The sequence below is a fragment of the Amycolatopsis sp. FBCC-B4732 genome (genome assembly GCF_023008405.1).
In the GTDB taxonomy this organism is placed as follows: Bacteria; Actinomycetota; Actinomycetes; order Mycobacteriales; family Pseudonocardiaceae; genus Amycolatopsis; species Amycolatopsis pretoriensis_A.
This window is the reverse complement of the sequence record NZ_CP095376.1, coordinates 10,077,232-10,098,360: the sequence shown is the minus strand read 5'-3', so window position 1 is coordinate 10,098,360 and position 21,129 is coordinate 10,077,232. Positions and strand designations below refer to the sequence as shown.

Genomic DNA, 21,129 nt, shown 5'->3' with positions numbered 1-21,129 from the left:
AGCGTGCGCACCGGCATCGGCAGCACCCGGCGCCAGGGACGGTGCCCCGGGCGGCGGCGCGGCAGGGGCGGGGCGAAATGAATACTCGCGCGGCAGGACATCAGCGCGTCCGGTGCGTCATTGCGACCATGCCTTCGAGAATTACCCGGATACCACCGGAATGTCGATACACTTTCCCCGTGCTTCCCGGAAACCCGCACGCGTGCGCGTCTTTCCGCAAAATTTCTTGTCATGCTCGGTGCGGATTTCGCCGGGGTGGTCTTCACCACATCGGCGGAAGTAGTCGGATGCCCTATTTTCGGCTCCGCGAGAAAGGGCGCCGATGACACTCCGAACTCACGACCTCACCTTGCACGGCCGGCGCGTCCGGGTGCACGAGCACCTGCCCGCGACGGACGACGGCGACGAAGCGATCGTGCTGCTGCACGGGATCGCGGGCAGCGCCGAAACCTGGGCGCCGGTGCTGCAGCGGTGCGCTGGGCTCGGCCGCCGCGTCCTCGCCCCGGACCTGCCCGGGCACGGGGATTCCGACGCACCGCGCACCGACTACGGCCTCGGCGCGATGGCCAGCATCGTGCGGGACGTGCTCGCGGTGTCCGGCGTGCGGCACGCGACCGTCGTCGGCCACTCGCTCGGCGGGGGCATCGCGATGCAGTTCGCCTACCAGTTCCCGGAAATGTGCGACCGGCTCGTCCTGGTCGGCAGCGCCGGCCTCGGCCCGGAAGTCAGCCCCGTGCTGCGGGCGACCGCACTGCCGGGGGCGCCGGTCTTCCTGGCGCTGACGGTCAACCGGTGGACGCTCGCCCTCGCTCGGGCCGTGGCACGGGCCGGCCGCCGGCTCGGGGGATCGTTGAAACCTGAAACACGGGAACTGGCCAGGCACTTCGGCTCGCTGGCCGACCCCGGGCGGCGGCGCGCGTTCCTCGCCATCGCGCGCAGCCTGATCGACCTGCGCGGCCAGCGCGCGAGCGCCGTGGAGAAGCTCTACCTGGCCGAGTCGGTGCCGATGCTGCTGGTCTGGGGCGCGCGCGACCCGCTGATCCCGGCCGCGCACGGGCGCCGGACGGCGACATTGCTGCCGGACAGCCGCTTGACGGTGCTGGAAAACGTGAAACACTTTCCGCACGTGGCCGACCCGGACGGGTTCTGCCTGCTGCTGAACGAGTTCGTCTCGGGGACCACGCCCGCGCGGCTGACGCTCGACGACGTCGTCGCCCGCCTCCTGGCCGGCTGAGCCGTCCGAAAAGGCCGCCGGAAAAGTTGTCACCCGCGCACCATCGGCCCGCGGCGGAAGTGTCACCTCCCCTCGCGCCGTTCCACCCGTTCGGGTGTAGTCCGGACGGGTTACCCCGAAGTCAGCGGAGAACCCGTTGACAGTGCCGTTCGCGCGAAATTATGTTGCCTGAGCCACAAAATCTGGATCGGCTTCGACGACGAAGAGGCTGATTTTGTTGCCAGCAAGGATAAAAACATGACCGACGTGGACACCGGGTTCGCCGGCCCCGCACTGCGGGTCAACCGGCCTCATCCCGGCGAGCGCTCTTCCGGACCGGCTCACCGGCAGCAGTCCGTGTCGGCCGACCGGCCCCGGCCCGCCTACCCACCCGCCCCTCGAACCCCGACGGACCCCCAGCACGGGCGCGCTTCCGGCGCCATCGGGCTGTGGGCTTCGCTGCCCCGCGAACTGGCCGTGCGGTTCAAACCGCGGGTCGACCCGCTCGCCCGCGCCATCCTGCAGGAGGTCCAGCGGGCGGTGCCCGAGTACCGCCAGCCCCTAGAAGGCGCCTTCGGGCACATCATCACCCAGGGTGTGCGGCAGTCGATCATCCAGTGCCTCGACAGTGTCGGCACCCCCGGTGCCGTCCCGCTCGAGACGTGGACGACCGTGTTCCGCAACCTCGGCAAGATCGAGTTCAACGAAGGCCGCAGCCTCGACTGCCTGCAGACCGCGTACCGGGTCGGCGGGCGGGTCGCGTGGCGGCACATCTCGGAGTTCGGGCAGGCCGCCGGCCTCGCCGCGGACACGCTGTGCACCAGCGCGGAGGCCATCTTCGCCTACGTCGACGAGATCTCCGCGCTGTCGATCGAGGGCTACACGGCGGCCCAGACGCGGGCCGCCGGCACCCGGGCGCGCCGCCGGAGACGGCTGCTCGACCTGCTGCTCGCCGATCCGCCGTCCGCACCGCAGACCATCTCCGCGCAGGCCGCCACCGCGCAGTGGCCGCTGCCGGCCGAGGTCACGGTCGTCGCCCTCGAACCCCGCGCCGACCAGCACAGCCTCACCGCGCCGGACCTGCACTCCGACGTCCTCGTCGACCTCGAGGGCGGCGAACCGTGCCTGGTCACCGGCGACCCGGCCAAGCACCTGACCAACCTGTCCGAGCGGCTGCGCGGCTGGCGCGCGGTGGTCGGCCCGACCGTGCGGCTCACCGACGCACCGCGGTCGCTGCTCTGGGCGCGCCGGACGTTGAAGCTCGTCCAGCGCGGCGTGCTGCCGGACGCACCGGTGACGCGCTGCACCGACCACCTGTCCACGCTGTGGCTGCTCGCCGACGAGTTCCTGGTCCGCGAGCTGTGTTCGCGCAGCCTGGAGCCGTTCAAGGACCTCACCCCGAAGCAGCGGGCGCGCCTCGGCGAGACGCTGCTGATCTGGCTGCAGTCCCGCGGCAGCGCGCCCGAGATCGCGAAACGGCTCAAGGTGCACCCGCAGACCGTGCGGTACCGCATGCACCAGCTGATCGACCTGTTCGGCGACCGGCTGAACAACGCCGACGACCGGCTCGACATGGAGATCGCCCTGCGCGCGGAGGCTCTCCTAGGTTCCTGACCACGATGAGGTGGGCGATGACGGGACCCCCCGTCGAAACGACGTACGGGCCGATGCTCGGCGGCGACGGGCGGCCGGGCCAGCTGTGGGCCCTGCTCCCCCGGGAGCTGGCCGCGGTGTTCCGGCCGCGGCTGCTGGACGTCGCCGACGAGGTGCTGCGCGAGATCCAGCGGACCATCCCGGATTACGCGCGGCCGCTCGACGGCGCGTTCGGCAAGGCGCTGCGGGCCGGCGTGCAGGCGGCGATCCTGCAGTTCATCGACCGGATCGCCGCGTCCGGCCCGGCGCCCGACGACCGGCGGAAGCTGTTCGTCGGGCTCGGCGTGCACGAGCTCGCGCAGGGCCGCAACCTCGACGTCCTGCAGGCGGCCTACCGGGTCGGCGCGCGGGTGACCTGGCGCCGGATGGCGGAGGTCGGGACGCGCGCCGGCGTGCCGTCGGCGACGCTGTGCCTGCTGGCCGAGGCGATCTTCGCCTACATCGACGAGCTGTCGGCGTTGTCGATCGAAGGTCACGCGGCGGCGCAGGCCCGTGCCGCGGGTGCGCTCGAACGACGGCGCCGCCGGTTGCTGGACCTGCTGCTGGCGGACCCGCCGTCGCCGTCCCGGACGGTCCAGGAAGCCTCGACGGCGGCGGAGTGGCCGCTGCCGCACCGGCTGGTCGCGGTGGCACTCGACGAGGCCGCCGACGTCAGCGGCCTGAACGCGCTGGAGGACTTCGAAGACGGGACACCGCGGCTGCTGCTGGCCGCCCCCGAAGACCGCGACGCGCTGACGGCCGCGCTGGCCGGGCACCGCGCGGCGGTCGGGCCGCCGGTGCCGCCCCGCCAGGCGGGCCGGTCACTGGCGACGGCGCAGGAGGCCTTGCGCCTGGTGGCCGCGGACGCCCTCCCGGACGAGCCGCTGACCTGGTGCGAAGACCACCTCGCGACGTTGTGGCTGCGCAAGGAACCGTTCCTCGCCACGGAGGTCTGCCGCCGCCGGCTCGCTCCGCTGACGGCGTTGACGCCGAAGCAGTACAACCGCCTGGCGGGCACGCTGCTCGCGTGGCTGGAGACGTGCGGCAACGTCCGCGAGGTGGCGGACCGGCTGGCGATCCACCCGCAGACGGTCCGGGCCCGGGCGCAGGAGCTGGAAACCCTGTTCGAGGACCACCTCCGCAACCCGGACGACCGCTTCGAGATGATCCTGGCTCTGCGCGCGACCTTGATGTAGCCGGGTCACGCGCAAGCGACCTCGAGGCCGGCGGCCGCGGTTCCGGCCGCCGCCTGCGCGGACACACCGTCGAGGGCGTCGCATCCGTACCGGCCAACGCATCCTGGCCCGTCCCCGTCCCCGTCCCCGTCCCCGGCTCAGGCCGCGGCGCGCTCGGCGAGCGGACGGCGGCGCAGGCCCGGCTCGTGCACGGCCGGCGGCTGGTAGTTCTGGTCGAGCGCGCCCACGTTCGTGCCGGGCGGCACGATTTCGTCGATGCGGTCGAGGACGTCATCGGTGAGCCGGACGTCGACGCCGGCCAGCAGGTCGTCGAGCTGGGGCATGGTCCGCGGGCCGAGCAGCGCGCTGGTGACGCCGGGGTGGGCGATGACGAAGGCCATCGCGAGGTGGGTCATCGGCAGGCCCGCTTCGGCGGCCAGCGGAACGAGCTGCTCGACGACGTCGAGCCGGCGTTCGTCGCTGAGGTGCTTGAGCAGGTGGGCCCGGCGCAGGTCGTTCCGCTCGCCCTTGCGGACGCGCCCGGTGAGCAGTCCCTGGCCGAGCGGGCCCCAGATCAGCGTGCCCATGCCGAAGCGCTGGGCCAGCGGCAGCACTTCGCGTTCGACGCCGCGGTTGAGGAGGGAGTAGGCCGCCTGCTCGGCGCGGCACCGCGCCAGGCCGCGCCGTTCGGCGACCCACTGGGCCTCGACGATGTCGGACGCGAGGCTCTGGGAGGTGCCGATCGCACGGACCTTGCCGGTCCGGAGCAGGTCGGTCAGCGCGGAAAGCGTTTCCTCGACGTCCGTCGCGGGATCGGTGCGGTGCAGCTGGTAGAGGTCGATGTGGTCGACCTGCAGGCGCCGCAGCGAGTTCTCGACGGCGGTGACGATCCAGCGCCGGGAGGCGCCTTGGTGGCGCGGGTCGCCGCCGACCTGGCGGCCGAACTTGGTGGCGAGCACGACGTCGTCGCGGCGGCCTCGCAACGCTTTGCCGACGACCTCTTCGGAGTCGCCGTAGGCGTCGGCGGTGTCGATGAAGTTGAGGCCCGCGTCCAATGCCTTGTGGATCATGCGGGCGGAGTCGTCCGGGTCGGGGTTGCCGAAGGACGTCGCGAACATCATCGCGCCGAGCGCGTACGGGCTGACCTTGATCCCGGTCCGGCCGAGGGTGCGGTAGTGCATGGGGTCTCTTCCCGTCGGGGTGCCGGCCGGCGCGGATGCCGTACGCTGGCCGTAAGTGGAAAGCTATTCCGGAACTATACGGAAAGGCTTTCCGGTTACGCAACCGAGAGGGGCGAAGTGACCCAGGACACCCGACGCCGGCGTGCCGACGCCCAGCGCAACGTCGAGGCCTTGATCGAGGCGGCGCGGACGGTCTTCGCCACCTCCGGCGTGGACGCGCCGGCCAAGGAGATCACCGACCTCGCCGGAGTCGGCGTCGGCACGCTGTACCGGCACTTCCCGCAACGCTCGGACCTGGTCAAGGCCGTCGTGCGGACCGGGATCGACGCCGTCGCCGACGCCGGCCCCGAGCTGAGCGCCGCCCACCCGCCGGAGCGGGCGCTTTCGCTCTGGATCGACCGATTCGTCGAGCTCCTCGGGACCAAGCGCGGGCTCGCCTCGGCCCTGCACTCGGGCGATCCGGCGTTCGAGGGGCTGCCCGGCTACTTCATGGAGCGGCTGGGGCCTACGCTCACGGCTCTGCTCGACGCGGCGGCCGCCGACGGTGCGATCCGCGGCGACCTCGGCGCCGAGGACCTCCTGCACGCGATCGCGTTGTTGTGCCAGCCCGCACCCGGGCGCGAGCCGGGGCACGGCAGGCGCATGGTCGCCGTCCTTGTCGACGGCCTCCGCTACGGCGCCGCCGAAGCGTGAGCCCTCCACCGCGCATCGCCCGGCCGGCTCAGCGGACGCCGGCCGCCACCACGAACGGGAGCGCCACGAACAGGCGGTCGTCTCGGGCTCTCGCCGTCTGCTCGTCGAGCCAGTCGCCTTCGCCCGCGAGGTCGGCGAGCATCGGCAGGCACGCGGCGTCGGTCCAGACCGCCGTGCGTACCTCCACCGTCACGCCGGTGAACCCGTTGTCCAGCAACAAGTTCCGGTAGCGCCGCGCCACCCGCGGGTGCGGCAGCCGGTCCGCCCGGGCGTGGACGAGCGCGCGGGTGCGGCCGGGGTCGTCGGAGTCGATCAGGATGGCGTCCCAGTCCTGCCCGGTGAGCACCGCGCGGCCACCCGGAGCGAGCACCCGGCGGGCCTCGGTGACCGCCGCCCCGGGATCGGGGAGCGCGTGCAGCACCTTGTCGGCGCGGTAGCCGGTGACCGCGCCGTCGCCGAGGGGCAACGCGGTCGCGTCGGCGACGTGGAATTCGCCCGCCGGCCAGCGCTCGGCGGCGGCCTCGACCATGGCGGCGTTCAGGTCGACGCCGATGGCGCGGACGCCGCGGGCGACCAGCTCGCCGACCGCGCGCCCGCCGCCGCAGCCGACGTCGACCACCGTGCCCGTCAGGCCGCGGTAGGTGAGTTCGCGCAGGTCGCGGGCGGCGGGCCGGTCGTCGAAGGAATCCAGGAGAGCGAGCAACGTGGACATGGCCGCCATCTTGGGACTTAATGTCGGCATGAAGTCAATAGGCGAGGTGGCGGCCCGGTTCGGGGTGCCGTCCCACGTGCTGCGCCACTGGGAGGCCGAAGGGCTGCTGGCCCCCGCACGCGCCGGGAACCGCCGTCGCTACAGCGATGCCGACCAGCACCGGGTCGCGGCGATCCTGGTCTCGAAGGAGGCGGGCCTCGGGCTCGCCGACATCCGGGCGGTGCTGGCCGCCCCGACCGCGTCGGCGCGCGAGGAACTGCTGGCCGGGCACCGGCGGCGGCTGGAAGCCCGGCTCGCCCGGACGCAGGCCGCGCTCGACCTGCTCGGCGGCGGCCCCTGCCCGCACGACGACATCATGACCTGCCCGCACTTCCGCGGCCTGCTGGCCGGACGGCTGCCGTCAGACGCCTGACGCGTCCTCCCCGAACAGGTCGGTCCGGTGCACGAATTCCTCAAGCACGGAAGAAAAGTACGGCCGCCAGACCGCCGGCGAGAGCTGCCCGGTGCCGACCCGGGTGATCGCCGCGGGCAGCCCGCGGGAGCGCCGCCAGGCCGCGAACGCGTCCAGCCACGCGTCGGCCGTCGCGTCCCCGACCCCGCCCGGCGAACCGAACAGCGCCGTCGCCGGCGAGCACAGCAGCCACCAGACCGGCGGGATTTCCGCGATCGCCTCGTGCAGCCGACGCGCACCGAGCACCCTGGCCCGCCACACGATCTCGGCGTCCTCGGCGAACACCCCGGCCGCGTGCACGATCCCCCGCAACGCCACGCCACCCGCCGTCGCTTCGGCGATCAAGCGGTCCGCGACGCCGGAGTCGGCGAGGTCACCGGCGACGACCACGACGTCAACGCCGGGGAGGTCGGCCACCCCGCCGCGCCGTCCGGAAAGGACGATCCGGGTGGCTCCGTGGTCCGCCAGCCACCGCGCGGTAGCCAGTCCGAGCGCGCCGAACCCGCCGGTGACCACGTACGCCCCCGGCCCGGCCGGCACTTCGGGCGCGACCGGAACCCGCGTCAGCCGCGCCGCGTACCGGACGTCGTGGCGCCAGCGCACTTCGTCTTCCGGCGCGTCCGCGCGCAGTTCCCGTGCGATCGCGTCCACAGTGGACCGGACGTCGAAGTCGGCGATGCTGGCCCGCAGGTCCGGGCGTTCGCAGGCGAGCACCCGGATCAGCCCGCGCAGGAACACCAGCCCCGGCTCGCCCCGCGCCTGCGTCACCAGGTGGAAGCGGACGCCGCGGTCGAGCCGCGCGACCACCGACGAGACCGCCTGCAGGAGTTCGCGCGCGTCCTCGGGATCGTGGTAGGCGTGCGGGGCCCCGGTGAGGAACACGACGCCGCGCACCCGGCGGCCGGCCAGGAACCCGGGCAGCTCGCCGAAGTCGTCCTGGGGCAGGGAAAGGGCCTCGTCCCCGGTCTCGGCCAGCGACAGCGCGAGCGCGACGGCCCGGGCCAGCGCGGCCGGGTGCTCGTCGGTGAGCAGCAGCCACGACCCTGGCGGCAGAGGCGGCGCCGGCGGCAACGGGGCTTCGGGCCAGGTCACCTCGAACGCCCGGGTGGCGAACGGGACGCCCGGCGACAACGCGCGTTCGTCCTCCACCGGCCCGGTCACCGCAGGCCGTCCGGAGTCGACAGACCGGCCAGGTAGCTTTCCCGGCACTCGGCCCGGTTCCCCGGCAGCGCGCCCGCGCTCAGCACGACGACCCGGCGCGGCGTGAGCCCGTGCCGCTCCGCCAACGCACCGCGCACGGCCCGCTCGACCACGCCGCGCGGCGGGACGATCCCCGAGGCCAGCTCGACGACCAGCACGACTTGCGCACCGGGAACAGCGAACGCGGCCGCGTCCCGGATCGCCGGATGGGCTTCCCCGGCGGTCGCTTCGAGGTCGCGCGGGTGGTGCCCGGCGGCGAAGTCTTCGTCCAGGATGGACAGTTCGCCCGCCTCGTCGAGCACGCCGAGGTCACCGGTCCGCAGCCACCACCGGGGTTCGTCGTCCCCGGCGAGGATGGCGCAGAAGACGCGGGACGATTCTTCGGGCCGGTTCCAGTAGCCGCGGGCGACGTTCGGCCCGCTCACCCAGATCTCGCCGGCCTCGCCCGCGGGCAGCCGCCGTCCGCCGGGATCGACGATCGCGACCCGCTGGCCCGCCGGGTGCCCGCACGCGACCAGCGCGGTCGCTTCGGGCACGCGGTAGCAGACCCGCAGCTGTCCGACCGCCTCGCGCAGCCGGTCCAGCTCGGGGTCGGTGGTGCTCGCCAACGTCGTCAGGGGCCCGAGCGCCTCGAGCGGTTCCAGCCGCTCGACGAGCACCGCGGGCCGGCCGGTGGTGAGCGGCACGGCCACGCCGAGCAGCAGGCCCAGGGGATCGCTGAGCGACAACCGGCTCACCAGCGTCCCCGGCCCCAGCACCGGCGCCGCCTGCCGGGCGTTGGCGACGACGTTCGCGTGCGTGACCATCACCCCGCCCGGGTACTGCAGGTACGCCACGTCTTCGGCGGGCACCGGGTCCTCGGTGAAGCCCGGTGCCGCGGGCACGGCGTCCACGGCGAGCACGCGGTGGCCACACGTGTCCAAGGTGGACAGGAAGCGCCGGGTCGCCGCGACCGTCGCCGAAGTCGCCAGCACGATCGCCGGTTCCGCGTCCGCGAAGACGCGGGCGCGGTCCGGGCCGGCGGGGATCGCGACCAGCCCGGCGCGGAGCACGCCGAGGAACGCGACGACCTGCTCGACCGGGTGCGCGACGAGGATCGCCACGCGCTGCCCGGGTTCGGTGACCTGGCGCAGGGCCGCGGCGACGGCGGTGACCCGGCCGTCCAGCTCGGCCCAGGTCACCGTCGTCCCCTCGGGGCCGAGGAAGGTAAGCGCTCTCTCGGTGCCCGAGGCCGCCGCGCGGGCGGTCAGCAGCGTCGAAAGCGTCGTGGCCCCGGCGGCCCGTTCAGAACTCGTGAGCATCGGTCCCTCGTGCATTCTCAGGCGGCGGACATGCCGGTGACGCGCCACTTCCCGCCGGCGCGCTCGGCCGTGACGCTCAGCTGCGCGGCCCCGGTGCTGCGCTGCCCGTCGCCCCGCGTCCCGGTCTGGTCGAGGAACACCAGCAGCGCCGCGCGGTCGCCGTCCAGCAGCTTCACGCCGGCCGCGACGGCGGTCGAGGTGACCACCAGCTTCTGGTCCGCGGCGAGCTTGCGCACCTGGCCGAAGAGCTGGTCGTACTGGGCCAGCGCAGGACCGGTGAGGACGTCCTTCGCCGCCTGCTCGCTCTTGGCCGGGTCGTCGAAGCGGTAGGAGAAGACCGTGCCGAGCGCGGCGCTGATCTGCTTCGCCGCATCACCGGTACCCGCGGCATCGGCCAACGCGCTGTTGTGCGCGACGACGGCGTTCGTCGCCTGGGCCTCGAGGGTGAACCACCCGGCCACCCCGGCCATCACCACCGCAACAACGGCGCACACCCACCCCACCCGCCGCCGTGGCCCGGGGGTCGTGAGTGAGAAACGGTGTTCTGCCCCGGTTTCACGCTCACGACCCTCTTGGTCCTCGGCGGCCGGCTTTTCGTCGTGCAGGCGGCCGGCGACCTTCACCGGGCGCTTCTTCGTCTGGGTCACGGTGCCTCCCCGGCCGGGACCTGGCCGAGCCCGGTGACGTGCCAGCCGTCCGGCCCGCGCGTCAGGTCAGCCTGGAACCGGTTGCGCTTGGTCACGGCGTCACCGCCGTCCGGTGCGACGACCAGTTCGACCGACGCGATCAGCTTCGCCGTCCCCGCACCGGTGTCCACTTCGGTCACCGCGGCGTCGGTGACCTTCCCGGTGGTGACCGTTTTCGCCTGGGCGATCCGGTCGAGGCTGCCCTGCCGGTCGGCGGCCAGCTCGTCGTGCAGGGCGCCGCCGGCGAGGTCCAGCCAGCGCTGGTAACCCGGCGCTGCCTGGTGGTAGTCCAAAGTGGTCAATCCGGCGACGGCCGTCCGGCCCGCCTGCAAGGCGTCTTCACGGACGACCGCGCGCGCGACGCCGTCGTCGTGCGCCGCCTGCCACCAGGTGAACCCGGACCACCCGGCCGCCGCGGTCGCCACGACCGCGGCCGCCGGGGCCAGCCACGTCAGGATCTTCACGGCCGTCCTCCCGGTGCGTTCTGCGAACCCCGCACGTTCGTCGGATTGCCCCTCGGCAGCGCGCAGCGCGCGGCCGTGTTCAGCGGGCGGGTCGAGGTGTCCAGGCCGTCGCGGTACGGCGTCGTGTACCCGGTCGTGCACGGCGGCGGGTCGAAGAAGGTCAGCGACAGCCCGAAGTGGGCACCGTCCGGCCGGATCACCGCGCTGCCCGCCGCGACCGCCTGCGGTGCGGTGATCAGCAGCTGCCGCAGCCCGTCTCGCCGGTTCTCCAGGACGTCCGCGGTGGTCAGCAGGTTCGCCAGCAGCACGCCCAGCTGCGGCCCGGAGTCGCGGATCAGGGCGCCGACCTCGTTCGCCGCGGCCGGCACCGCCGGGATGAGCGTGCGCAGGTCGCCGTCGGCCTGCTTCAACGTCGAGGCCAGCAGCTTCGCGTTGGCACCGAACTCGCGGATCGCGCCCGCCTGCTGCACCTGGGTGTCGAGCACGACGTGCGCGTCGGTGACGAACCGGGTCAGCGGCGCCACGTGCGCGCTCGCCGCCTGCACGAACTCGATGCCGCGCCCGACCAGCTGGTCCAGCGCCGGACCGGCGTCGGTGGTCGCGTTGTACAGCTCGTCGACGACCGTGCGCAGCGCGGGCTTGGGCACCGAATTGGCGAACGTGTCCACTGTCGACAAGACGACGTCGACCGGCAGCGGGATCTTCGTATCGGCCTGTGTGATCACCGACCCGTCCCCCAGTTTCGGCCCGCCAGCACTGCGTGGCCGCAGGTCGACGTACTGCTCGCCGACCGCCGAGCGGTCCGCGACGACGGCCTCGGTGTCGGCCGGGACCGGCGCGGTGCCCGAGTCGATCTCCAGGTCGGCTTCCATCCCGGCCGGGGTCAGGCGCAGCTCGCCGACCCGGCCGATCGGGACCCCGCGGTAGGTGACCTCGGCGCCTGCGAAGATGCCGCCGCCGGTAGGGAACTGCGCTTTCACGGTGTAGCCGCGGTCGAAGAACACCTTGTCCAGACCGGCGTAGGTGGCTCCGACGTAGGCCACGCCGAGCACGGCGATGACCACGAAGATCGTCACCTGCAGGCGCACGAACCGGGTCAGCATCAGTGACCCACCTTGAGGAAGCCGTTGAGGTAGTCGCCGCGGATGGTGTCGAGCGCCGCGTCCGGGAACGGGAAGGTGAAGATCATCTCCATCGCCTTCGGCAGCTTGTCGCCGGAGTCGGCCAGCCGCCGCAGCAGCGGTTCGAGGGCCTTGAGGTCGGCGACCAGGTCGTCCTTGCTGCGGTTGACCGTGTCGACGGCGACCGAGGTCAGCCCGTCGAGGGACTTGAGCATCCCAACCAGCGCCTCGCGCTGCTGGTTGAGCACGCCGATGCCGGGGGTGAGGCCGTTCAGCGTGGTGGTGATCTGGTCGGTGTGTGCGTTCAGCGTCTGCGCCAGCTTGTTGACGCTCTCGATCGCCCGCGTGATCTCGGTGCGGTGCTCGTCGAGACCGCGCACGAACTCGTCCAAAGAGGACAGCAGGCTGCGGGCCGCGGTCTCGCGGCCGCCGAGGGCCTCGTTGAGCTGGTGGCTGATGTTCTGCACCTGCGCCACACCACCGCCGTTGAGCAGCAGCGACAGCGCCCCGAAGACCTCCTCGATCTCCGGCGTCAGCGTGGACTGGTCCAGCGGGATGGTCGACCCGTCGAGGAGCCGGCCCGACGGCGTCGCGTCGGGCGGCGCGGCCAGCTCGACGAACTTCTCGCCGAGGATGCTGGCCTGCCGCAGCCGCGCGACGGCGTTGCCCGGCAGGTCGACGTCGCCGTTGAGGAGCAGCTCCACGATCGCGCTGTGCCCGTCCGGCGCCAGCTCCACCTTCACGACCTGCCCGACCGGGACGTCGTTGACCTTGACGCCGGACTGCGGCACCAGGTCGAGCACGTTGGTGAAGCTCGCGGTGACGTGGATCGGGTGGTCGCCGAGCGCGGCGCCGCCGGGCAGCGGGATGTCGTAGACGCTGACGCCGCGCCCGCAGCCGGTGGTGACCAGCGCGAGCGTCACCACGGCGGCCAGCTTGACCAGGGACTTCATTTCCCCTCCGGGAACTCGAGGAGGTTGCCGCGGCCGTCGAGGGTCCCGTTCGCCTTGTCGTAGGCGCCCAGGAGGTTCGTCAGCGCGTTCGGCGCCGCCTGCAGCGCTTCGGCGAGGGACTCCTTCTGGTTGACCAGGATCTTCGTGACGTCGGCCAGTTTGTCCACATCGGTCCGGACCTTGCCGCGGTTGTCCTTGATGAACCCCTGCACGACGCTCAGCGCCTGGGTCAGCTCGGTCAGCGCGCCGGAGAACTGGTCGCGCTGGTCGGCCAGCACCTTGCTCAGCGACGCGATCTGCGAGATCGCCTGCTTCACCTGACCGTCGTCGGCCGCGAGCATGGCGGTGAACTTGCTGATGTTGTCGACCGAGCCGAACAGGTCGTCCTTCGAATCACTGGCGGCACGGGCGAATTCGCCGAGGTTCTTGATCGCCGTGCCGATGGTCTGCCCGTTGCCGCTGAGGTATTCGGCCGACTTGGTCAGCACCTCGCTGACGGCGCCGTCCTTGTTGGCCCCCTGCGGTCCCAGTGCGGACATCAGCTGGTTGAGGCTGTGCAGCAGGTCGTCGACCTCGACCGGGGTCGCGGTGCGCTCCCGCGGGATCGAAGCGCCGTCGGGCAGCTGCGGCCCGCCGCGGTAGACGGGCGTGATCTGCACGTACCGGTCGGCGACCAGGCTCGGCGTGATCACGACTGCTCCCGCGTCCGCGGGCAGCTGGGCGTCCGGCTTGAGCGTCATGGTCACCTTGACGTCGGTGCCGTTCGGCTCCACTTCGGACACCGACCCGATGGCGACACCGAGGACGCGCACGTCGGAGTTGGGGTAGATGCCCACGGCGGCGGTGAAGTACGCGGTCAGCGTCCGCTCCCGGGGTGCGGTCGCGATCGGCCACGCCGCCGAGACGACGAGGGCGAGGAGGACACCGACGGTGAGCGCGCGCAATCGCGTCCGCCGTCGTGCCTGCGCTCCCAGGTCGGTCAGCTGGTGCGCCATCAGCGTCCCCCGTTCTTCGGCGGCAGGCAGCTTCCCGGCGTGGTGCCGGTGGGGATCAGGCCGCAGATGTAGGTGTCGATCCACCGGCCGTTGCCGACGGCGTTGCCGAGCAGCCGGTAGAACGGCCCGGCCAGGCGCAGGCTGTCCTCGAGCTTCCCTTGGTTCTGCTGCAGCACTCCTGCGACGCGGTCGAGCTGGTCGAGCGCCGGGCCGAGCGTCTTCTGGTTGTCCGCGACCAGCCCACGCAGCTGGATCGAGAGGTTCTTGATGCCGCCGAACAGCTGCGCGATCGCGTCCTTGCGCGCGTTCAGCTCGGTCAGCAGCGTGTTGCCGTCGCGGATCAGCGCCTCGATCTGGCCGGTGCGCTCGCCGAGCGTCTTCGACACCTGGTTGGTGTTCTGGAACAGCTTGACCAGCTCATCGTCGCGCGAGGCAAGCGTTTGCGACAGGGCGGCGATGCCGTCGAACGCGGTCCGCACGTCCTGCGGGGCCGACGCGCCGAGCGTGTCGGACAGCGTGCGGAACGCCTGTGCGAGCTGGTCGGTGTCGATCGCGCCGACCGTGCCGGCCAGGTCGTTGAAGACCGTGGTGACGTCGTAGGGCGAGCTCGTGCGCTCGGGCGGGATGGGCTGTGCCGGGTCCAGCTCGCCGTTGCCGACCGGGTCGAGCACGAGGTTCTTCTGGCCCAGCAGCGTCTTGATCTTGATCGCCGCCGTCGTCCGGTTCCCGACCCAGGTGTCCTTGACCCGGAACAGCACCTCGACGTGGTCGCCGGCCAGCCGCACGTCGGTGACCTCGCCGACCTTCACCCCGGCCACCCGGACCTCGTCATTCGGCTTCAGCCCGGCGGCCTCGTGGAACTCCGCCCGGTACGTGGTGCCGCCGCCGACGAGCGGCAGGTCGTCGGAGAAGAAGGTGGCGCTGCCGAACAGGGCCATCACCAGCGCGGTCACCGCACCGACGGCGATCGGGTTCCGCGAGCGGAACGGCTTGACGCGGGGCGGTTTCACCGGCACCTCCCGGCCGTGACGGGAATGCCGGGCGGCGGGCCGCCGGGCGCCGGTTTCGCGTCGGTCTCCACCGAGCAGAGGTAGAAGTTCGCCCACGAGCCGTAGGAGAACAGCGTGCCGATCCGGTCGAGCTTCTTCGGCAGGTTGTCGACGAACTGCTGGAACACCGGGGTGTTGTCGGCCAGGTTCTTCGACAGGTCCCCGAGCGCGGTGATGCTGTCCTTGAGCGGCTGCCGCCCCTGCTCCAGCAGCCCGGCGGTGGCGGTGGTCAGCTCGCCGAGCCCGCCGATCGCCTGCCCGATCGGCTTCGCGTCCGCGGCGAGGCCGGTGACCAGCTGCGCGGTGGTGTCGACCAGCGCGTCGAACTGGTCGCCCTGGGCGTTCACGGTGTCGAGGACGGTGTTGAGGTTGCCGATCACCTGTCCGATGACGGCGTCTTTCCCGGCCAATGTGGACGTCAGCGACGCCGTGTGCCGCAACAGGCTTTCGATCGTGCTCCCCTCGCCCTGCAGCACCTGGATGATCTCGGACGAGAGCTGGTTGACGTCGTTGGGCGAGAGCGCCTGGAAGAGCGGCTTGAAGCCGTTGAACAACGCGGTGAGGTCGAGCGCCGGCGTGGTCCGGTCCAGCGGGATCTCGGCGCCCTCGGCCAGCGTCGGCGAGGTGTCCGTGGCGCCGGGGTCGACCGAGAGGTACCGCTGCCCGACCAGGTTGCGGTAGCGGATGGTGACCGCGGCCGACGCGGTCAGGCGGTGCGTGAGGTCGACGGAGAAGTCGACGTCGGCGAGGCGGTGCTCGACGACCCGGACCGCGTCGACCTGGCCGATCCGGACGCCGGCCATGCGGACCTCGTCGCCGGGGTTGACCGACGTCGCGTCGGTGAACCGGGCGGTGTACCCGATCGTCGAGCCGACGCCGGCGTTGGCGATCGTGATGGCCAGCACGCCGGTCGCGACCGCGGTGACGAGAAAGAAGATCAGGCCCTTGATCGCCGGACCAGCGATGCTCCTCATCGGACGGTCACCTCCGTTCCGCGCAGCGCCGGTCCGATCAGGACGCTGCTCCAGTCCGGCACGGCGCCCAGCGCCGGCTTCAGGAGCTCGGCGACGAGCTGCCGCTCCCCCGGGGAGTTGGCCGGCCCGAGGTCACCGTCGGTCGCGAAGGCGGCGCCCGAGGCCGCCGCCCCGCCGCCGTAGCACTTCGGGCCGCCGGTGGCGTCGAAGCGCGGGGTGTCCCGGCCGGGGACGTACTTGTCGCGCGGGTCCTGCACGGTGAGCGTGACGTGCAGCCCCGGCTCGTTCGTGCCCTTGCCCAATGCCTTCTCCATCAGCGGCTTGAGCCGGTTCACCGCGTCGAACAGGCACGGGAACTCGGGCGAGTACTGGGAAAGCAGCTCCAGCGACGGGCGGCCGGCGGCGGAGACACCGATGATGTTGTCCTTGTTCTTCCGCAGGAAGTCGTTCAGGTGCCCGGTGGCGCTGGTGACGCTCGTGTAGAGGTTGTCGAGGTCGGCTCGGGTGTCTGCAATGGTCTTCGCGGTGGTCGACAGGTCGGTGAGCGCCTGCAGGATGTCCGGCGCGGCGGTGGTGTAGACGTCCGCCGCGTTCGCCAGGCCGGTGATGTCCGCCTTGAACTGCGGCATCAGCGGGTTCAGCTGGGCCAGCAGGTCCTGCAGCTTCACGATGCTGTCGCCGATCGGCTGCCCCCGGTTGTCGAGGGCCTGCGAGATCGCGCCGAGGGAGCTGTTCAGCTTCTGCGGCTGGACCGCGCGCAGCAGCGGCAGCAGGTCGCCGAGGACGCGTTCGAGCTCGATCGCGCTCGACGAGCGGTCCTGCGCGATGACGTCGCCCGCGGCGAGCTTCCCCTGTGGACGGTCGGGCAGCACGAGGTTGACGTACCGCTCGCCGAAGACGGTTTTCGGCAGCAGCCGCGCGGAGACGTTGCCGGGCAGCTGGCCGATCTTCGCCGGGTCGAGCGCCAGGTCGATCTCGGCGCCGGTGCGCGTGCTGCGCACCGCCCGGACCTCGCCGAACGGCACGCCCTTGACCTTGACCTCGGCGGTCGGCGCGAGCTGGTTGCCGACCCGATCCGCTTTCAGCGTCACCAGCTCGGCGTCGTCGAAGTCCTTGTCGTAGATCGCGACCGCGAGGTAGCCGAGCAGCACGAGCACGCCGAGGAACGCGACCCCGGCGAGCTGCGTGGCGAAGCGGCTCATCCGGACACCTTCACCGTCGTCGTCGCGCCCCAGATGGCCAGGGACAGGAACAGGTCGAGCACGCTGATCAGCACGATCGACGTCCGCACGGCCCGGCCGACCGCGACGCCCACCCCGGCCGGCCCGCCGGAAGCGCGGTAGCCGTAGAAGCAGTGGGTCAGGATCACGCCGACGCTGAAGACGAGCACCTTGCCGAACGACCACAGCACGTCACCGGGCGGCAGGAACAGCGTGAAGTAGTGGTCGTAGGTGCCGCCGGACTGGCCGAAGAAGACGACGGTGGTCAGCCGCGAGCCCAAGTAGGAGATCAGCAGCCCGATGACGTACAGCGGGATGATCGCGATGAACCCCGCGACGATCCGGGTGGTGACCAGGTACGGCATGCTCCGCACGGCCATCACCTCGAGCGCGTCGATCTCCTCCGAGATCCGCATGGCGCCCAGCTGCGCGGTGAAGCCACTGCCCACTGTGGACGAAAGCGCGAGCCCGGCGACGAGTGGCGCGATCTCGCGCGTGTTGAAGTACGCCGTCAGGAACCCGGTCATCGCCGAGATGTTGATCTGGTTCAGCGCGCTGAACCCCTGCAGGCCCACGGTGACGCCGGTGAACACGCACAGCCCGACCATCACGCCGATCGTGCCGCCGATCACCGCGAGCGCGCCGCTGCCGAACGTCACTTCCGCCAGCAGCCGCACCACTTCGCGGAAGTAGCGGGTCACCGCGAGCGGGACGGCCGCGATCGCCCGGACGTAGAACATCAGCTGGTCGCCGAGTTCGAACAGCCGGTCGCCGGGTTTGCCGAGGATGGCCACTCAGGTTCCCTTCGCCGGGACGAGCTGCAGGTACAGCGCGGTCAGCACGGTGTTGACGAAGAACAGCAGCAGGAAGGTGATGACGACGGACTGGTTGACGACGTCGCCGACGCCCTTGGGGCCGCCCTTCGGGTTCAGGCCGCGGTAGGACGCGACCACCCCGGCGAGGTAGCCGAAGATCACCGCTTTGACGGAGCTGACGACGAGGTCCGGCAGCTGCGCGAGGGCGTTGAAGCTGGCCAGGTACGCGCCGGGCGTGCCGCCTTGGATGATCACGTTGAAGAAGTAGCCGCCCAGCACGCCGACGACGCTGACCAAGCCGTTGAGCAGCACGGAAACGCCGACGGCGGCCTGCACCCGCGGCACGACCAGCCGGTGGATCGGCGAGACGCCGAGCACCTCCATCGCGGCGATCTCCTCGCGGATGCTGCGTGCGCCGAGGTCGGCGCAGATGGCGCTGCCGCCCGCGCCGGCGATGATCAGCGTCGTCACGATCGGGCTCGCCTGCTGCACGACGGCCAGGACGCTGGCGGCGCCGTTGAACTGCTGGGCGCCGATCTGGCTGGTGAGCGACCCGAGCTGCAGCGAGATGACCGCGCCGAACGGGATGGACACCAGGATCGCCGGCATGATGGACACGCTGGCGATGAACCAGAACTGCTCGACGAATTCGCGGACCTGGTACGGGCGGCGGAACATCGCGAGGACGATGTCGAGGCCCATGGCGCACATGCGCCCGAATTCGCGCAGGCCGTTGGCCGCTTTCCGGGGAGCTTCGCTGAGCAGGGTGGTCATGCTTGCTTGCACCCGGCGCTGAAGCAGCGCAACGTGAGGTTCGAGACGAAGGTGTTGCCCGGCCCCGAAACCAGGCCGGTGAGCAGCCGGCTCAGGTCCTCGTGCCCGGTGCACCCGGCGAACGCGGGCGTGCTGAACGTCGAAGTCACCTTCACCGGCGGGGCCGGCAGCGAAATCGGCACCAGCGCCTTGATGGTCACGGACGCGGGCTGCGCCGTCCGGCAGTCCGGGCCGACTTCGAGGGCCTTGCCGTCCACCTTCACGTTCGAGAGCTTGATGAACACCTTCGCGGTCACGTCGGTGTCGGCGCAGATGTTCGTCTGCGTGGCCTTGCAGTCCTTGTCCTTGCCCGTGTGCACGGTGGCCGTGCCGGTGGCGTCGCCGTCCGGGACGATCTCGACCCGGCCGGTGGTGCCCATGAACCGGAACGCGACGAAGTAGCCGTCGGTGGGCGGGATGTTCAACTTGCCGGTGATCGGCACGGTGCTGGTGAGGCCGCCCAGCGCGCCGTCGAAGGTGCCGGGCGGGAACGCGATGTCCGACCCGAGCTTGGCGACGTGGCTCGTGGTCGGCTGCTGCGCGTCCCCGAGGGTGAACCCGAAGGGGATCGGGTTGGCCGCTTGCACCGACGGCGCGTTCTCGTTGGGTGCGGCTTCCGCCGCACCCAACGAGAACGCCACCAGCGTCAGCACGAGCGGCAGCGAGAACCGGGTCAGCGAAGACATTCGGACTTCCTCATCGAAGGCGATCCTTTCCGAAGCTACTGACGATTCTCGTTGCGGGACAAGGGTTGTTCACGTTCTTGTCACGCGGGTCTGCGTTTTCTCGCCACTACTTCACTTCTTGGTGAGGGTCACTTCCAGCTTGTTGCCGGGGCCGGAGGTGAGCCCGCTGATCAGCCCGGTCAGGAACCCGCACCCGGTGAACTGCGGGATGCCGTACGTCGCGGTCAGCTTGCCGCCCTTGAGCGGGTCGAACCCGGGCGCCGAGACGAGCGGCACGTCGGCCGGCTTCACCGTGTGGCACGACTTCGACTGCAGGATCGGGAATCCGAAGACCCGCACCTTGGTCAGCTGGACGTCGATCCGCGCGTTCGCCTTGACCGCACCGCCGGTGAGCGTGCCGTTGATCGCACCGGCCTGGTCGAGCTTCACCGTCGCGGACGCCGGGATGAAGCCGAGGACGCGGAAGTCCACGTCCGACTTCGGCAGCGCGAGCTGGGCGCCGAACTTGCCGGACGCGGCGTCGAGCTTCGCGTCCAGGCTGCCCGGGCCGAGCGGCAGCGTGGCGTGCAGCTGCTTGAGGACCGACTTGCCCTTGACCGAGTACTTGACCTCGACGCCGCCCGGCGGCGTGGTCGGCTGGGTCGTCGGCTCGCTGGTGGGCGTCGACGGTTCCGTGGTCGGCGTGGTCGGCTCCGTCGTCGGCGTGGTGGGCTCCGTGGTGGGAGTGGTCGGCTCCGTGGTCGGGGTCGTCGGCTCGGTCGTCGGAGTGGTCGGCTCCGTCGTGGGAGTCGTGGGCTCCGTCGTCGGGGTCGTCGGCTCCGTGGTGGGAGTCGTCGGTTCCGTGGTCGGGGTCGTCGGCTCCGTCGTGGGAGTCGTCGGCTCCGTAGTCGGAGTGGTCGGCTCGGTCGTCGGAGTCGTGGGCTCCGTCGTGGGAGTCGTCGGCTCCGTGGTCGGAGTGGTCGGCTCCGTCGTCGGGGTCGTCGGCTCCGTGGTGGGAGTCGTCGGCGTGGTCGGCGTCGTGGGCGTGGTCGGGGTCGTCGGCGTCGTGGTGCCGCCCGCCGGCTTGATCTCGAACGTGCCCAGCTGCTGGTTCTGGCCCGGGACGGCGACGCAGTCCGAGGTGAACGTGCCCAGGTCGGTCGGCTGGCCGTCCGCCGTGCGCGGGGTCATCGTGGTGCTGAAGTTCCCGACCGTCACCGACGCGGTGCCGGGGCTGGGGAACGTCACCGCCGGCGCCTTGCCGCTGCTCTTGACGTGGAACGCGCCCGAGGGCGGCACCGGCGTCGACGCGATGGTCAGCGGCAGGTTCAGGTTCAGCGTTTTGTCGACCGGGTACTTGAGCTGCGCCGCGGCCTTCGCCGAGCCGTCGAGCGAGGTGGCGCCGACCAGGGCGAGGCCCTCGGTGGCGGTCTCCGGCACGGTGACGTCGACGTCGAAGGTGATCGGCGTCGACGAGGCACCCGCGACGGCGTTGTCGGGCAGGTTCGTGTCGATCTTCACCGCCAGCACCTGGTCGCCGATCAGCGGGAACGGGCAGTTGTAGTTCAACGTCAAGCTCACCGGCGCGGCCTCGGTCGGCCCGGCCCCGACGAGCACGACGGTCGCCGCGACCCCCGCGACGGTAGCGGCGGCCAAGCCGTACGCGGGCTTTCTCGACTTCCACGAAAATCTCACGGGTCGTCACCTCAGGGAATGGGGGAATTTCAGCGAAAACTACCTCCGCGATTCCGGCCGAACAAGCCGCTCGGATTTCTTTGTCACGCGCATGGGAACGCCCCCGCCGGGAAGGGTCATG

21 protein-coding genes are annotated in these 21,129 nt (G+C 71.6%); 5 read left to right on the top strand and 16 right to left on the bottom strand.

Annotated elements, in window-relative coordinates:
- The first annotated feature begins 322 nt into the window (after positions 1-322).
- From MUY14_RS46300 to MUY14_RS46290, 3 genes are all read left to right on the top strand, one after another.
- Positions 323-1,234 carry an alpha/beta fold hydrolase gene (locus MUY14_RS46300; protein ID WP_247019433.1) on the top strand — a complete coding sequence of 304 codons (912 nt, stop codon included), beginning with the start codon at positions 323-325 and terminating at the stop codon, positions 1,232-1,234.
- Between the two features lie 237 nt (positions 1,235-1,471).
- Positions 1,472-2,827: a helix-turn-helix domain-containing protein gene (locus MUY14_RS46295; protein WP_247019431.1), complete on the top strand. Its 1,356-nt coding sequence runs from the start codon at positions 1,472-1,474 to the stop codon at positions 2,825-2,827.
- Positions 2,828-2,844: 17 nt separating this feature from the next.
- Positions 2,845-4,041 (top strand): helix-turn-helix domain-containing protein, encoded by a 1,197-nt coding sequence (locus MUY14_RS46290; RefSeq protein ID WP_247019429.1) that lies wholly within the window; start codon positions 2,845-2,847, stop codon positions 4,039-4,041.
- A gap of 137 nt (positions 4,042-4,178) precedes the next feature.
- Here the strand turns inward: MUY14_RS46290 and MUY14_RS46285 are convergent, their stop codons facing one another.
- Entirely contained in the window at positions 4,179-5,201 is a 1,023-nt protein-coding gene (locus MUY14_RS46285) for an aldo/keto reductase (RefSeq protein WP_247019428.1), read from the bottom strand.
- A 117-nt stretch (positions 5,202-5,318) separates the two neighbouring features.
- Here MUY14_RS46285 and MUY14_RS46280 point away from each other — a divergent pair, with 117 nt between their 5' ends.
- Positions 5,319-5,894 carry a TetR/AcrR family transcriptional regulator gene (locus MUY14_RS46280; protein WP_247019427.1) on the top strand — a complete coding sequence of 192 codons (576 nt, stop codon included), beginning with the start codon at positions 5,319-5,321 and terminating at the stop codon, positions 5,892-5,894.
- Between the two features lie 28 nt (positions 5,895-5,922).
- On the opposite strand, the gene MUY14_RS46275 is transcribed toward MUY14_RS46280, so the two are convergent.
- Complete coding sequence (locus tag MUY14_RS46275; RefSeq protein ID WP_247019426.1) at positions 5,923-6,606, bottom strand: methyltransferase domain-containing protein; 684 nt, start codon at positions 6,604-6,606, stop codon at positions 5,923-5,925.
- Between the two features lie 28 nt (positions 6,607-6,634).
- Between MUY14_RS46275 and MUY14_RS46270 the strand changes: the two genes are divergently transcribed.
- Complete coding sequence (locus MUY14_RS46270) at positions 6,635-7,018, top strand: MerR family transcriptional regulator (RefSeq protein ID WP_247019425.1); 384 nt, start codon at positions 6,635-6,637, stop codon at positions 7,016-7,018.
- Here the strand turns inward: MUY14_RS46270 and MUY14_RS46265 are convergent.
- The 14 genes from MUY14_RS46265 to MUY14_RS46200 all read right to left on the bottom strand — a co-directional run bounded on the left by MUY14_RS46265 (position 7,007) and on the right by MUY14_RS46200 (position 21,008).
- Positions 7,007-8,206: a KR domain-containing protein gene (locus MUY14_RS46265; RefSeq protein ID WP_247019424.1), complete on the bottom strand. Its 1,200-nt coding sequence runs from the start codon at positions 8,204-8,206 to the stop codon at positions 7,007-7,009. The genes MUY14_RS46270 and MUY14_RS46265 overlap by 12 nt on opposite strands.
- A gap of 8 nt (positions 8,207-8,214) precedes the next feature.
- Positions 8,215-9,558 (bottom strand): AMP-binding protein, encoded by a 1,344-nt coding sequence (locus MUY14_RS46260; RefSeq protein WP_247019423.1) that lies wholly within the window; start codon positions 9,556-9,558, stop codon positions 8,215-8,217.
- A 17-nt stretch (positions 9,559-9,575) separates the two neighbouring features.
- Positions 9,576-10,052 (bottom strand): hypothetical protein, encoded by a 477-nt coding sequence (locus MUY14_RS46255; RefSeq protein WP_247019422.1) that lies wholly within the window; start codon positions 10,050-10,052, stop codon positions 9,576-9,578.
- Between the two features lie 149 nt (positions 10,053-10,201).
- The gene (locus tag MUY14_RS46250; RefSeq protein ID WP_247019421.1) at positions 10,202-10,708 is read right to left on the bottom strand and encodes a hypothetical protein; all 507 of its coding nucleotides are present in this window, start codon (positions 10,706-10,708) and stop codon (positions 10,202-10,204) included.
- On the bottom strand, positions 10,705-11,811 hold the full coding sequence (locus MUY14_RS46245; RefSeq protein WP_247019420.1) for an MlaD family protein: 1,107 nt from the start codon (positions 11,809-11,811) through the stop codon (positions 10,705-10,707). Before MUY14_RS46245 ends, MUY14_RS46250 begins: the two co-directional genes overlap by 4 nt.
- A complete protein-coding gene (locus MUY14_RS46240) occupies positions 11,811-12,782 on the bottom strand; it encodes an MCE family protein (RefSeq protein ID WP_247019419.1) in 972 nt (323 codons plus the stop codon). Before MUY14_RS46240 ends, MUY14_RS46245 begins: the two co-directional genes overlap by 1 nt.
- The gene (locus MUY14_RS46235; protein ID WP_247019418.1) at positions 12,779-13,777 is read right to left on the bottom strand and encodes an MCE family protein; all 999 of its coding nucleotides are present in this window, start codon (positions 13,775-13,777) and stop codon (positions 12,779-12,781) included. Before MUY14_RS46235 ends, MUY14_RS46240 begins: the two co-directional genes overlap by 4 nt.
- Complete coding sequence (locus MUY14_RS46230; RefSeq protein WP_247019417.1) at positions 13,777-14,787, bottom strand: MCE family protein; 1,011 nt, start codon at positions 14,785-14,787, stop codon at positions 13,777-13,779. Before MUY14_RS46230 ends, MUY14_RS46235 begins: the two co-directional genes overlap by 1 nt.
- Positions 14,784-15,800, bottom strand: a complete 1,017-nt coding sequence (locus MUY14_RS46225; protein ID WP_247019416.1) for an MCE family protein — start codon at positions 15,798-15,800, stop codon at positions 14,784-14,786. The genes MUY14_RS46230 and MUY14_RS46225 overlap by 4 nt, the downstream gene beginning before the upstream one ends.
- Positions 15,797-17,002, bottom strand: coding sequence for an MCE family protein (locus MUY14_RS46220; RefSeq protein ID WP_247019415.1), 1,206 nt, complete (start codon positions 17,000-17,002; stop codon positions 15,797-15,799). Before MUY14_RS46220 ends, MUY14_RS46225 begins: the two co-directional genes overlap by 4 nt.
- Positions 16,999-17,760 (bottom strand): ABC transporter permease, encoded by a 762-nt coding sequence (locus MUY14_RS46215; RefSeq protein WP_225958070.1) that lies wholly within the window; start codon positions 17,758-17,760, stop codon positions 16,999-17,001. The genes MUY14_RS46220 and MUY14_RS46215 overlap by 4 nt, the downstream gene beginning before the upstream one ends.
- Positions 17,761-17,814: 54 nt before the next feature.
- Positions 17,815-18,609: an ABC transporter permease gene (locus MUY14_RS46210; protein ID WP_247019412.1), complete on the bottom strand. Its 795-nt coding sequence runs from the start codon at positions 18,607-18,609 to the stop codon at positions 17,815-17,817.
- The gene (locus MUY14_RS46205) at positions 18,606-19,334 is read right to left on the bottom strand and encodes a hypothetical protein (RefSeq protein WP_247019411.1); all 729 of its coding nucleotides are present in this window, start codon (positions 19,332-19,334) and stop codon (positions 18,606-18,608) included. Before MUY14_RS46205 ends, MUY14_RS46210 begins: the two co-directional genes overlap by 4 nt.
- Positions 19,335-19,445: 111 nt before the next feature.
- Complete coding sequence (locus tag MUY14_RS46200) at positions 19,446-21,008, bottom strand: DUF6801 domain-containing protein (protein ID WP_247019410.1); 1,563 nt, start codon at positions 21,006-21,008, stop codon at positions 19,446-19,448.
- Positions 21,009-21,129: the final 121 nt, after the last annotated feature.